This window comes from Pseudaeromonas sp. HNCC25DJ182, assembly GCF_055413365.1.
This window is the reverse complement of the sequence record NZ_JBVAYG010000001.1, coordinates 143,062-157,278: the sequence shown is the minus strand read 5'-3', so window position 1 is coordinate 157,278 and position 14,217 is coordinate 143,062. Positions and strand designations below refer to the sequence as shown.

The following is a 14,217-nucleotide window of genomic DNA, read 5'->3' as shown; positions in this document are numbered from 1 at the left end:
CTCGCCGCGAGGCCGGGATATTAATCGGCGATACAGAGTGAACCCTGGGCCAGGTGACTCGCCAGATGCGGGCTGATCTTGCTGGTGCGTTTGTGTTCGTACATGCGGTGGTCGGCGAGCATGAAGGTATCAGCCAGTGGATGAGTGGCATCGGGGCGCCAGGCCAGACCAATCGCCGCCAGCGGGCCCGGTGGCAAGGGCGCCTCCTGGTACGAGCTCAGCTCCTGATTCAGATGCTGCAACAGCTCCCGTTCCAGCTGGTGGGCGTGGGTTTCATCCACGTTCTGCACCACAGCCAAGAATTCATCACCGCCCATCCGGAACAGCAGGGTCTGGGGCGGCAGGCTTTGGCGCAGGAGTTTGGAAAACTGGATCAGCAGTTGATCGCCGGCCAGATGACCATATTGGTCGTTGATATACTTGAGGTTATTCAGGTCAATCACCATCCAGGCCTGGGGCGCGTGGCAATGACGCAACTCGTTTTCGCTCTGGTTGTAGCTCAAACGGTTGTCGAGGCCGGTCAGCGGATCGGTATACAGCAGCAGTTGTCGCTCCTTGAGCATGGCATTGGCGGCACGCTGGGCTATGTAGCGACGGGTCAGCAGGAATGCCAGCACCAGACAGACCAGCAGGGCGATAGCCAGGATGGAAGAGAGGATCACCAGCAGGCGAATACGCTGGGCCTGGAGATCCGGCACGCTGTTGAGGCCCTGAACCCGCATCTGCTCCGGATCGATCTGGCGCAACGTCTTGTTGATGATGCTGACCAGCTCCGGGTAGTCACGGTTGACCCCGAGATAGAAGAAGGAGTCGGCGGCTGTGCTGCCTTTTTTCTCCAGCTCCTGGTAGCCGAGGCCATGGCGGTAATAATCCAGCACCGTCGGATTCTCGATCAGGTAGTCCACGGCACCACTATCCAGCAGCTCCAGGGATTGGTTGAGGTTCTGGGTGGTGACGATCTCGACGTGGCGCAAGTTCCGCCGCAGATACTCCTTGTGCCAGAAACCGTCGATCACCGCGACGCGCTTGTTTTCCAGGCCGTAGACGTCCTGTACATAGGGGTGATTGCGGTGGCCCAGAATAATGTCGCGCTCTTTGAAATAGGGGGCGGTGAAGAGAAACTGTTTCATCCGCTCCGGCGTCTTAGCCATGTTGAGCAGATCCAGTTTTCCTTGCTGCATCTGTTGATACAGGCTGTTGAAGTCCCCTTGTACCAGCTGGACTTGCAAGCCGGTCAGGGCCTGAACCTGCTGGATAAAGGCACCTGTGATGCCGCGATATTGGCCATCTGCCTCATATTCAAACGGCAGGTAATCGGTCGCCACCCCGATGCGCACCACAGGCTTTTGTTCTAGCCAGCTTTGCTCGCGAGCGGTCAATTCCAGAATTTTCTGGTTGTAGAGCTGGTTATTTTTATCCAGCATCCGGGTCAGCGCCTGATGTTCGCTGGCGATCACCTTATCCAGGATCCGTGCCAGTGGTTCATCGGCCAGGCGAGTGGCCAGCGTCATATCGGAGCTGATGCCATTGAGCGTAGCCACCTCAATCAGATTGGTATGATGGCGCAGATACAGCGGGGTTTGATTGCCGCTGCTGGTGATTACGCCATCGATCTGGTGCTGACTGAGGGCGGCAAAGGCATCCTCCAGAGTGGTGAAGGTGCGGCTTTGATAGGCGATGTGGGGGTAATTGTCCGGAAACAGGTTAAACACCACATCATCGGTGAGAAAGCCGATCTGGCGCTGATGCAGATCGCCCAGGTTGCGGATCTGGCTGTCGCGGTTGGCAAATACCACATAGGGGTAGCGCTGGATCGGGCGGGTGAAGGCCATAAACTGTTTACGCTGGGGGGTTTCATTGGCCCCGAGCAGGATATCGATCTGGCCGCTGAGGAAGCGGTTGTAAACATCACTCCAGGATTGCACTTGAACCACAGTGATGCGCAGGCCCAGCTGTCGTTCCAGTAGCGTCACCAGATCCTGAACATAACCACGCGGTTTGCCGGCATAATCAAATTGTTCGATGCTGGGCACCTCGCTCAGGCCCAGCGTCAGGGTCTTGCCGCTGTGGGCGCGCAACCATTGCTGCTCCTGAGCGGTCAAGTCCGCCGCCATGACCGATGGGCCGAGCAGCAGGCAAAACCACCAGCAGATGTGGAGTATGTGGAAGCGCAAACGTGTTGTCATCCCGCGGTGGTAACCTCAATCCGTGTCGCCTTGTGAGTTATCGATTCACCCAAGCGCCACTCGGAGCTAGATGGTTACGATTTCAACACTCACGATAGATCCATATCACAAAAATGTGAACACGGGATTAACAAGTCGTCACAGAAAGTGAGGGCTATGACTCATTTGTAAGCGGTTTCTTCTGCAAAATCATTCGATGGCATTTGAATCCTCTTTGCTGCACCGGATCGGGATCGCGGCACCCTTACTTCAGCAGCAAAAAGCCAAACAGCAAGAGGCCGAGTAAGCCGACCAGAATGTTCAGGCTGCTGCTAAATTGCGGGCGGTAACCGTCGGGGATCTCTTCGGCGGCCAAGTGGTTGAGCACTTTGGTATATTGCCAACTGGAGGAGAAGGCGGTGAGGGTGCCGAGGAAGACAAACGCCAAGCCCAGGATCAGGGACAACTGCGACTCGGCTGGTGTGATGCGCTCCGGTGCCATGATCTGCACATAGAGGGCGAAGCGTTCGATGACAAAACCGAATCCCATCAGTGCCAGACTGGTTCGATTCCAGGCCAGCAGGGTGCGCTCGGCCGCAAACAGGACGCGGGGATCTTGCAGGTAGCCCATGGCTTATTCCAATGATGAGGTGTGATGGCAGAGTTATGGAAACCTCGCTGCGAGTCAAGGGGCTGGCGGTCAGGCTGACCGCCAGCAGACCCCGAGCCAGCAGGCTCGGGACCCGCGCCTAAACCTGCAGATAATCCAGGATCCCGGATGCGGCGCCACGCCCTTCGGCAATCGCAGTCACCACCAGATCCGAGCCTCGTACCGCATCGCCACCGGCAAACACCCGTGGATTGCTGGTCTGATAGGGGTAGTTTTGCCGGGCGCTGGCCTGGATCCGGCCGCGCTCGTCCAGAGCGACACCGGCTTCCTGCAACCACTCCGGCGGATTGGGTTTAAAACCGAACGCCAGGATCACCGCATCGGCGGGGATCAGGGTTTCACTGCCGGGGATCGCTTCCGGAGCGCGGCGACCGTGAGCATCGGGCTCGCCCAACCGGGTTTTCACCATCTGCACTCCCTGTACATGCCCCTGAGCGTCCAGAGCCATGCCCAATGGCTGCATGTTCCATAAAAAGCGTACGCCTTCCTCTTTGGCATTTTGCACTTCACGCCGCGAGCCAGGCATGTTCTCTTCATCCCGCCGATAGGCGCAGCACACCTCGGTGGCCCCCTGACGGACGGCTGTACGGACACAATCCATGGCTGTATCGCCACCACCCAGTACCACCACCCGCTGTCCGGCCAGATCGATGTACTCGCTCGGCGACTTTTCGACTCCGAGCAGGCGATTGGTATTGGCGATCAGATAGGGCAGGGCGGCGTGCACGCCGGGGGCATCCTCATGCTGCAGATTGCCGCGCAGGAAGCCATAGGTGCCGACGGCGACAAATACCGCATCGTAGTCGGCGAGCAGGTCGGCAAAGGCCACGTCGCTGCCGATCTGGGTGTCGAGACGAAACTCGATACCCATCTCCTCGAAGATATCCCGCCGCCGCTGCATCACCTGTTTGTCGAGCTTGAACGACGGGATACCGAAGGTGAGCAGGCCGCCGATTTCCGGATGGCGATCAAATACCACGGGCTTGACGCCATTGCGTACCAGCACATCGGCACAGGCTAGCCCGGCAGGACCTGCACCGACGATGGCGACTCGCTTGTCGCTCCACTCCACTTTGGACATATCCGGCCGCCACCCCATCTCGAAGGCGCGATCGGTGATGTATTTTTCTACGTTGCCGATGGTAACTGCCCCGAACTCGTCATTCAGGGTGCAGGAGCCTTCACACAGACGATCCTGCGGACAGACCCGGCCGCACACCTCCGGCAGACTATTGGTCTGATGGGCCAGCTCGGCGGCTTCGAGAATGCGTCCCTCCTGGGCCAGTTTCAGCCAGTTGGGGATGTAGTTGTGCACTGGACACTTCCACTCGCAATAGGGGTTGCCGCACTCCAGGCAGCGATCGGCCTGCATCTTGGCCTGCGCTTCGGTAAAGGGTTCGTAGATCTCGATAAACTCCTGTTTACGGACGCCGATCGGCTTCTTCGGCGGATCAATTCGCCGAACGTCGATAAACTGGAACACATGTTGTTGGCTCATGGGGGCATCCTTGTCTTATTGCGCCTGCACGCGCAGCTCTGCCACGCTGCGGGCGGTATGGCCGAGCAGGGCTTTCACATCGCTGGACTTGGGTTTGACCAGCCGGAAGCGTGGCAAATAGTGACCAAAGTCGGCCAGAATGGCTTCGGCCCTGGGGCTGCCGGTCTCCTGCAGATGTTGGGTGATGATGCCGCGCAGATGCTCGGCATGAATGGCAAACTCCTGCACATTCAGCAGATCCACCAACTCGTGGTTGGTCTTCTTGTCAAAGTTGCCCTGCTCATCCAGTACGTAGGCAAAACCACCGGTCATACCGGCCGCAAAGTTGACGCCGGTTGCTCCCAGTATGGTGACGATGCCGCCAGTCATATATTCACAGCCATTGTCACCGACCCCTTCGACCACGGCATGAGCGCCCGAGTTGCGCACCGCGAAACGCTCACCGGCCTGACCGGCTGCATAGAGCTGGCCACCGGTCGCGCCATACAGACAGGTATTACCGACTATGGTGGCATGGTGGGATTTGAAACTGACGCCGACATGGGGGCGGATCACCAGCTTGCCGCCGGTCATGCCCTTGCCCACATAGTCATTGGCATCCCCGGTCAGGATGAGCTGCAGGCCACCGGCATTCCAGACCCCGAAGCTTTGTCCCGCAGTACCGTCAAAGTGCAGTGTCAGAGGGTCTGACGCCATCCCCTGATTGCCATGCAAGCGGGCTATGGTGCCGGAGAGCAGGGCGCCCACCGAGCGGTCGGTGTTGCGGATGCTGTAGTGGTACTCGCCACCCTGTTTGTCGCGCAGTACCGGCTCCAACTCCTGCAACAGCTGCAGGTTCAGATCGCCCTTGTCGAAACTGGGGTTCTCCTGCTGGCAAAACAGCGGCAAGCCCTGGGGGGAGTGCGGCGTGGCCAGCACAGCGCCCAGATCCAGACGTCCCTGACGGGCGGTCAGACCGGGCAGTTGCTGCAACAGATCGGTACGGCCGATGAGATCGGTCAGCTGGCGGACGCCGAGTTGCGCCAACAGCTCCCGGGTCTCGCGGGTCAGGAAACGGAAGTAGTTCATCACCAACTCGGCGTCGCCGCGGTAGTGATCCTTGCGCAGCTTTTCATCCTGGGTGGCAATGCCGGTGGCACAGTTGTTCAGATGACAGATGCGCAGATATTTACAGCCGAGCGCCACCATGGGGCCGGTGCCGAAGCCGAAGCTCTCGGCACCGAGAATAGCGGCCTTGATGATATCCAGCCCGGTTTTCAGACCACCATCCACCTGCAGCCGCACCTTGTGCCGCAGGCCGTTGGCGACCAGCGCTTGCTGGGTCTCGGCCAGGCCCAGCTCCCAGGGGGAGCCCGCATACTTGACCGAGGTGATGGGACTGGCGCCCGTGCCGCCGTCATAGCCGGAGATGGTGATGAGATCGGCATAGGCCTTGGCCACCCCGGTGGCAATGGTGCCGACCCCGGGCTCGGAGACCAGCTTCACCGACACCAGGCAGTGCGGATTGACCTGCTTGATATCGAAGATCAGCTGGGCCAGATCTTCGATGGAGTAGATGTCATGATGGGGCGGCGGAGATATCAGCGTCACGCCGGGTACCGAGTAGCGCAGCTTGGCGATCTGCACCGTGACCTTGTCGCCGGGCAACTGGCCACCCTCACCGGGCTTGGCGCCTTGAGCGATCTTGATCTGGATGACATCGGCATTCACCAGATAGTGGGGCGTCACGCCAAATCGTCCGGAGGCGACCTGCTTGATGCGGGAATTGCGCTCTGTGCCATAGCGGGCCGGATCTTCACCACCTTCGCCAGAGTTGCTGCGGCCACCGAGGCGGTTCATGGCCACGGCCAGGGCTTCGTGTGCCTCGGGGCCGAGGGCACCAATCGACATGGCGGCAGTGTCGAAACGGCGATAAAAGTTGGCTTCGGGTTCGACCTCGCTTAAGGGGATGGGAGCCGCAGCGGCTTGCACGGTCAGCAGATCTCGCAGGGTGGCGACCGGTCGCTCATTGACCAGACGGGCAAAGCGCTGGTACTCGGCGTAATCGTCACTCTTCACCGCGGCTTGCAGACTCTGCACCACATCCGGATTGAAGCAGTGATACTCGCCATCGTGCACATATTTGAGCAGACCGCCGTGGGGCAGGGCCTTGCGCCTGAGCCAGGCCTGATGGGCCAGCAGCTGCAGATCCTGCTGGAAGTCGGCAAAGTTGGCGCCACCAATCCGGCTGGCGACACCCTGGAAACAGAGATCCACCACCTCCGCGCCGATACCGATGGCTTCAAACAGTTGGGTGCAGCGATAGCTAGCGATGGTGCTGATGCCCATCTTGGACATCACCTTGTAGAGCCCTTTTTCGATACCGGTCCGATAGTTCTTCAACACCTGACGCAGGGTCAGCGGCAGGGTGCCGTCATCGACCATCTTGGCCAGGGATTCATAGGCCAGGTAGGGGTAGATCGCTGTGGCGCCGAAGCCGAGCAGGACCGCAAAGTGGTGGGGATCGCGGGCGGTGGCGGTTTCGACAATCAGGTTGCAGTCGCAGCGCAGATCCGCCTCCACCAGAGTGCGTTGCAAGGCGCCAACCGCCATGGCTGCCGGGATTGGCAAGCGATCCGGCGCTATCTGCCGATCGGAGAGCACCAACAGCACGGCCCCGGCTCGGGCGGCGGTTTTGGCCTCTTCGCACAAGCGCAGCAACGCCTGCTCCAACCCTTCGCCCGGAGTAAAACTCATGCTTAGACGGGCGTGGCGGTAGTGGGAATCATCAAGCTCCAGCAACTGATGAAAGTCGGAGTAGAGCAGGATGGGTGACGCAAACTGCACCCGATGGGCATGACCATAGGTTTCGTTGAACACGTTCTGTTCGCGGCCGATACAGGTAGCCAGCGACATGACATGATTTTCCCGCAGCGGATCGATAGGCGGATTGGTGACCTGGGCAAACATCTGGCGGAAGTAGTCGTAGAGTGAACGGGGCTTGCCGGAGAGCACCGCCATCGGCGTGTCATCCCCCATGGAGCCCACCGCTTCCTGACCATTTTCACCCAACACCCGCAGCACCTGATCCAGCTCTTCATAGCTGTAACCAAATTGCTTCTGATAGCAGTGCAGCAGATCGTCTTCCAGCTCGCGGCGACCGATCTTGTCATCCGGGATCGCCTCGAAGCTGACCAGATGGCGTCTATGCTGCTCCATCCACTGCCGATAGGGGTGACGATGCTTGAGATCGTCATCGATCTCGAAACTGGTCCAGACCTTGGCGGTGTAGGTATCGACCACAAATAGCTCGCCAGGGCCGACGCGCCCTTTTTCTACCACTTCATCCGGGGTGTAATCCCAGATCCCGACCTCCGAGGCCAGGGTGATGAATTTATCCTTGGTCACCACATAGCGGGCGGGGCGCAGGCCATTGCGATCCAGGGCGCAGGCGGCAAAGCGACCATCGGACATCACCAGACCTGCCGGACCATCCCAGGGCTCCATATGCATGGAGTTGAAGTCATAGAAGGCGCGCAGTTCGTCATCCATGGCCGGATGCTTCTGCCAGGCGGGCGGTACCAGCAGGCGCACGGCGCGGAACAAGTCCAGGCCACCGGCCAGGAACAGCTCCAGCATATTATCCAGACTCGAGGAGTCGGAGCCGCTGTTGTTGACGAAGGGCGCTGCCGATTGCAGATCCGGCAGCAGAGGCGAGCTGAACTTGTAAGCCCGGGCCCGGGCCCACTGCCGGTTGCCGTTGATGGTGTTGATTTCGCCATTGTGGGCGAGGAAGCGGAACGGTTGGGCCAGCGGCCAGCGCGGCTGGGTGTTGGTGGAGAAGCGCTGGTGGAAGACACAGATCGCCGACTGCAGACGGATATCCGCCAGATCCAGATAAAGGCGCGGCAGATCGGCGGCCAGACAGAGCCCCTTGTAGACGATGACCTGATTGGAGAGGCTGGCAATATAGAACTGTTCGTCCTGAATGCGTTTTTCGATGCGACGCCGGGCGATATACAGTCGGCGATCCAGATCCTTCATCACCCAACCCGGTGGGGCATTGACGAACACCTGCTCGATCCGTGGCAGGGTGGCCAGGGCGATTTCGCCCAGGACCTTGGTATTGACTGGCACATCGCGCCAACCCACCAGGGTGAGGGTCTCTTTTTCCAGCTCTTCGGTGACGATGCGACGGCTGGCTTCGGCCAATAGCGGGTCCGGGTTGAGAAACAGCATGCCGACCGCGTACTTGCGGCCCAGATTCCAGCCCTTCTCTTCGGCAACGGCGCGGAAAAAGCTATCAGGCTTTTGTAGTAGCAAGCCACAGCCGTCACCGGTTTTACCATCGGCGGCGATACCTCCCCGGTGCTGCATACGGGCGAGGCCAGAAATAGCCAGACGAATCAACTTGTGGCTGGCTGCACCCTCGGTATGGGCAATCAACCCAAAGCCACAGTTATCCCGTTCGTGGCGGGGATCATATAACGACATCGCATTCCTCCATTCCCTCTGGCTGCCGATGCCCCGGGTGGATCGACAGTTATTTCCTTGTGGCGGCCCGCCCATGTCGAGGCAAGGCGGCGCTTGGTTTACCAAGCTAAAATGAAGCGCAGGGCAGGTCAATTATTGATTGCATATTCCTTTGTTTTCTATTCATTTTGCACTCTGCTGGATGGGGCAGCGAAAGACGCTGGCTTGCCAGCCCGGGGTGATAGAAGCTGCCAATGACAGATGGCAACAGAGCTCAAACTAACTTGTTGTTTTTCTGTTATCGATCCGCTTGCCATGTTAATGGCGAACACCGACACACCGTGACTTATCGGTGGTCGATCACGGAAAATTCAGTTGGATACCCTCCGGTGCTGCGTCTGTTCCGCACGCCGCACTGAGGATTCTCTTCCGCATTATGGAGATTTTATCCTGCCGAATGTCGGTTATTCAGCGAGTGATCTGCCACGATTGCCGCTATTCCATCAGAGTTTAATTTCCACTTGTTGCATATATATGCAAATGGATGTTTGTAATCTCCCCTATGGCATCAACGAATGCCGGCGCGATGCAATTCAGCGACATACTGTTTGTCGACGCGGAAGATATGGTCGATGAGCCAGTTTTTCAGAAACATGATGAGCTCCATGTCACTTTCCGGCTCTCGGGCTTTGAACCGAACCAGCAGTTGCTCCAAATCTGCCAGCAGAGTGGCATGGGTCTTCTTGTGCTCCCCATATTGGCTGTAGTGTGCCCTCTGCATCAGTTGCTCTTCGGCCTGAAGATGTTGTTTCGCTAATTGTACGAGCTCATCCAGCCGTTGCTGGATGAGCTGTGGACTCTGGTGCTGTTTACAGGTGCTGTAAAACCGGTTCATGGCGTTGAAGAGGCCCTGATGCTGGGCATCGATTTCATCAATATGGACCAGGAATGCATCACTCCAGCGAGCAATCTCATCGTCATTTTCCTCTTCTTGCTGGTAGCTCACCTCAAACTGGCAGCTCAGCAGGCTGATTTCCTGGCTGGCGTAGTTGACCTCCCGTGCCCGTTGTGAGCTTTGTCGCGCCAGTTCACAAGTCTGGTTGGCGATATCGGCCACGGTCACCACATTGCGGCTGGTTTCCTCGGCGACCACCGACTGCTCCTCGGTTGCGGTGGCGATCTGGGCGTTCATATCAGCGATTCGATCTACCGCCGCGACGATAGCGTGCAGGGTCCGGCCGGTTTCACTGGCTTGCTGGACAGCTGAGTCGCTCAGCTGGCTGGTGGTGCGCATGGTCGAGACCGCATCGCTGGTGCTTTGTTGGAGTGTCTCGATCCGTTGCTGGATCTCCAGCGTTGAACTCTGGGTTCGGGTCGCCAGTTGGCGCACTTCATCGGCAACTACGGCAAAGCCGCGCCCGGCCTCACCGGCGCGCGCCGCTTCAATCGCGGCATTGAGCGCCAGGAGGTTGGTTTGTTCGGAGATGGTGCGGATGACGTTCAGGATCTCGCCGATCCGGGCGCTTTCGTGATCCAGCTGATTGATGGTTTCGGCCGAGGCATCGATCTGGCTTGCCACCTGCTGGATGAGGGCTATGGTCTGGCTGACCTGGGCTTGACCCTCATCGGCCTGACGCTGTGCTAGTTGGGTGTCTTGTTTGGCCAATTCGGTATTGTGAGCAATATCTTGCACCGTACTGGCCATCTGGTTGATGGCTGTCGCCAGGGTGTCGGTATTATTCTGCACCTTGTTCATGCCCTGTAGCGTGGTTTGGGTATGCCCCATCATGGCCTCCATCTGGTGATGGGAGTGGATAGATACGGCCTGTATGGTGCCGATGATGTGATCGATGTCGGTTAAGAAATGGTTGAAGGTGGTGGCCAGCGTGGTGAACTCATCCCGGCCCTTTTCCGGCAAACGAAAAGAGAGATTCCGACTACCCCGGGCCAGATCCGCCATCTCGGTCATCAGATGACTCAGCGGTGTCATGACTTTTCGTAGCAGCAGTAAGAGCACGATGATGACGATGAGCAGATAACCGACGGCAATCAGGGTGTCTTGTTGCTGCAGGGCATTCTTACGCTCCAGTGTCAGTTGTTCAAACTCTTGCAGACGGGATACTTGCTGTTCCAACTGACGTGCTACCTCTCCGGCAATCTGCGCCGAGAGGGCATCAAAGCCGCTGTTTTCCTCTTTCATCAGCTGATTGCCAGCGGCAACGCCTTGCTCCTTATAGGCGGTGACCATGGCTTGACCGACCTGGAGTTGCTGGTCGATACGTGCGGCCAATCCCTGTTGCCCAGATCCGAGCTGTGGCAACAAGGCTTTAGCCTCCCGAGCATGGCTCTCAGCTTCGCGGATCGCCGCGTCATCGCCCGTTAGCGAGGCATCGGTCAGGAATTGCTGGATCTGGGTAGTGTGATAGCGCAACTCCTGCAGGGAGGTTGCGGTATGGGAGAGCTGGATGAGTGCTTGCGGTAACAAGGCCAGCTCGGAGGTGAGCCGAGCGCGCCAGATGCTGTCGGCGGCTATGGTCACCATGATGATGGCGGAGGCGCAGAGAATAAATCGACGGATCGAGATTTGATTCAGCCAGTTCAACATTACAGGTCCTCAATGCAGGAAATCTCAGTCGAGCATAGTCAGACTGCAGACCATGAGCGGGGCACCGGCCACGTTTTATGAACATTTTTGTCGCGGAAGTATTGGTCACTGCCTGCGCTGGATCATCTCGGTCCTGGCGCTGCGTCGTTACAATGCGCAGCCAACCATCAGGAGCCGGTATGCAACTCAATCAGCACGTTCATATGTTGGGGGATGACCTCAAGAGCCGCTATGGTGAGCGGATCCATAAACTCACCCTGCACGGTGCCTTTACCTGCCCGAATCGGGACGGCACCCTGGGGCGTGGTGGTTGTACCTTCTGCAATGTGGCGTCGTTTGCCGATGAACAAGCCCAGGTGCTTTCTATCCGTGATCAATTGCGGGCTCGAGCCGGCGAGGCTAATCGCGCCAAGCGCTATCTGGCCTATTTTCAGGCCTATACCAGCACCTACGCCGAAGTCGGCTATTTGCGCCGGATGTATGAGGAGGCGCTGCAAGCGGCGGATATTGTCGGTCTGTGCGTGGGCACCCGTCCGGATTGCGTGCCGGATGCGGTTCTCGACTTGCTGGCGGGCTATCAGCAACAGGGCTTCGAGATCTGGCTGGAGCTTGGTTTGCAGAGCGCGAATGATGCAACCCTCAAACGTATCAATCGTGGTCATGATTACCGGGCGTATGAAAATGCGGTGATCCGGGCGCGGGCGCGCCAGTTGAAGGTCTGTACCCACCTCATCGTCGGTCTTCCCGGAGAGGTGGCCATGGATAGCCTGACCACGTTGCAGCAGGTGATTCGTACCGGTACGGAAGGCATTAAATTGCACCCCTTGCATGTGGTGGAGGGCAGCATTCTGGGCAAAGCCTGGCACGCGGGGCGCCTCGAGGTGCCGACCCTCGAAGAGTATGTCGAGGCGGCGGTGGCAATGATCCGGCACACGCCCACCGAGGTGGTCTATCACCGGGTCTCCGCGTCGGCGCGCAAACCGACACTCTTGGCGCCCGAGTGGTGCGAGAATCGCTGGAGCGCCATGGTGGCCATCGGCGAAGCCTTAGCGGTGAGCGGTGGGCAAGGGTCGGCTCTGGGCTGAGCAGGATGAAGAGCGGTAGCCGAGGATCAGGATCCGCGTCGCGCGGGTGGTGGAATTCTGTGGTGGCCACATTACCTCATATGGAGCTCTTATCTTTTGCGGTGGCATACTGCCGATGATTTAAGCGCCTCATACTGATCAATAACTCTACTTCTGTGATACTGCCATCAGGACTGAAAGCGTTTTCGTGAGCTGACTTACAGTTTCTGTTGTCTTGGATGCGCAAGATGGTAAGGCAGTCCATCGACAGCTGCCACGCCAGTCCGTAAGGTAAGGGTGAGCCAAGGATTGCGAGCTTATTCATAAGAATCGACAAGGAGATAAAATTGGTATCTGTTGGACCAGGATCAATCAATCAGGCTCGAGAAGCGGTGAACCAGACTATGGCTCTGGTGCTGGCGGGCGGTCGCGGTAGTCGACTCAAGCAGCTGACCGATAATCGAGCCAAGCCAGCGGTCCACTTTGGTGGTAAGTTCCGCATCATCGATTTTGCACTGTCAAACTGCATCAATTCTGGTGTCCGCCGGGTCGGGGTTGTGACCCAGTACAAGTCTCATAGCCTGTTGCGTCACCTGCAAGCCGGTTGGTCTTTCCTGCGTTACCAGATGAACGAGTTCATCGACTTACTGCCGGCCCAGCAACGGGTGGACGAAGTGAACTGGTACCGGGGAACCGCTGATGCGGTGTTCCAGAATCTGGACATAGTGCGCGATTATGCGCCCAAGTACATTCTGGTGTTGGCGGGGGATCACGTCTACAAGATGGATTACACCACGCTGATCATGGATCACGTGCAGTTAGGCGGTCCGGTGACGGTCGCCTGTATCGAGGTGCCCAAGCAGGAGGCTTCGGCGTTTGGTGTCATGCAGGTCGATGAGAGTCGCCGCATCATCGATTTTGTCGAGAAGCCGGAAGATCCGCCGACGATTCCCGGTGATCCCGAGACCTCGTTGGCTTCCATGGGAGTGTATGTGTTTGATGCGGAGTTCTTGTATCAAGTGCTGGCCGAGGATCAGGATGATGACAGCTCGTGCCGCGATTTTGGCATGAACATCATCCCCAAAATGGTCAAGGCCGGCCTGGCGCATGCCCATCCGTTCAACCTCTCCTGTGTGCGCAATCGTGGACACGAGCACTGCTGCTACTGGCGCGATGTCGGTACGGTCGATTCCTTCTGGGAAGCGAATATGGATTTGGCTTCGGTGGTGCCGGAACTGGATCTATATGACGAAAGTTGGCCTATCTGGACCAATCAGAAGCAGTTGCCACCCGCCAAGTTCGTGCAGGATTACGAGGGGAAAGCCGGGAATTCGTTGAATTCGGTGTTTTCCGGCGGTGTCATCGTCAGTGGATCGGATATTGCCAACTCGGTGTTGTTCACCGGGGTGCGGGTGCACTCCAACTGCAAGCTGGATGGAGTGGTCGCGTTCCCGGATGTGGTCATCCACCGGGGCTGTCGTCTGCACAAGGTGATCATCGACAAACAGTGTGTGTTGCCGCCGGGTCTGGTGATCGGGGAGGACGCCGAGGAGGATGCCCGCCGTTTTCACCGTAGCGAGGGCGGGGTGACGCTGGTGACCAAGAGTATGCTCAAGGCGCTGGCGCAGCAGCATCCCGATTTATTCGATGGTGTGCCTCAGGAGCGGCCGGATCGACCGCGTTAAGCGGTTGGGCTGACTGTCGACACGAGACGCTAGAATCGTATGTAAATCTGGGGGGCCGAAAGGCCCCTTTGTTGTTTT

7 protein-coding genes are annotated in these 14,217 nt (G+C 58.3%); 2 read left to right on the top strand and 5 right to left on the bottom strand.

Annotated features, from left to right (window positions below; genetic code table 11):
* Positions 1–20 precede the first annotated feature (20 nt).
* The 5 genes from ACZYUB_RS00655 to ACZYUB_RS00635 all read right to left on the bottom strand — a co-directional run bounded on the left by ACZYUB_RS00655 (position 21) and on the right by ACZYUB_RS00635 (position 11,390).
* Positions 21–2,186, bottom strand: coding sequence for a transporter substrate-binding domain-containing diguanylate cyclase (locus tag ACZYUB_RS00655; protein ID WP_463944721.1), 2,166 nt, complete (start codon positions 2,184–2,186; stop codon positions 21–23).
* Positions 2,187–2,430: 244 nt separating this feature from the next.
* On the bottom strand, positions 2,431–2,796 hold the full coding sequence (locus tag ACZYUB_RS00650; RefSeq protein WP_463944719.1) for a YidH family protein: 366 nt from the start codon (positions 2,794–2,796) through the stop codon (positions 2,431–2,433).
* Positions 2,797–2,914: 118 nt separating this feature from the next.
* The gene (locus tag ACZYUB_RS00645) at positions 2,915–4,333 is read right to left on the bottom strand and encodes an FAD-dependent oxidoreductase (protein WP_463944718.1); all 1,419 of its coding nucleotides are present in this window, start codon (positions 4,331–4,333) and stop codon (positions 2,915–2,917) included.
* 15 nt (positions 4,334–4,348) lie between these two features.
* A complete protein-coding gene (gene gltB / locus ACZYUB_RS00640) occupies positions 4,349–8,806 on the bottom strand; it encodes a glutamate synthase large subunit (protein WP_463944716.1) in 4,458 nt (1,485 codons plus the stop codon).
* Positions 8,807–9,353: 547 nt separating this feature from the next.
* Positions 9,354–11,390 (bottom strand): bacteriohemerythrin, encoded by a 2,037-nt coding sequence (locus ACZYUB_RS00635; protein WP_463944715.1) that lies wholly within the window; start codon positions 11,388–11,390, stop codon positions 9,354–9,356.
* Between the two features lie 179 nt (positions 11,391–11,569).
* On the opposite strand from ACZYUB_RS00635, the gene mnmL reads away from it, so the two are divergent.
* Together mnmL and glgC are read left to right on the top strand one after the other, a co-directional pair.
* Entirely contained in the window at positions 11,570–12,475 is a 906-nt protein-coding gene (mnmL, locus tag ACZYUB_RS00630) for a tRNA modification radical SAM protein MnmL/YtqA (RefSeq protein WP_463944713.1), read from the top strand.
* A gap of 326 nt (positions 12,476–12,801) precedes the next feature.
* A complete protein-coding gene (glgC, locus tag ACZYUB_RS00625; protein ID WP_463944712.1) occupies positions 12,802–14,139 on the top strand; it encodes a glucose-1-phosphate adenylyltransferase in 1,338 nt (445 codons plus the stop codon).
* Positions 14,140–14,217: the final 78 nt, after the last annotated feature.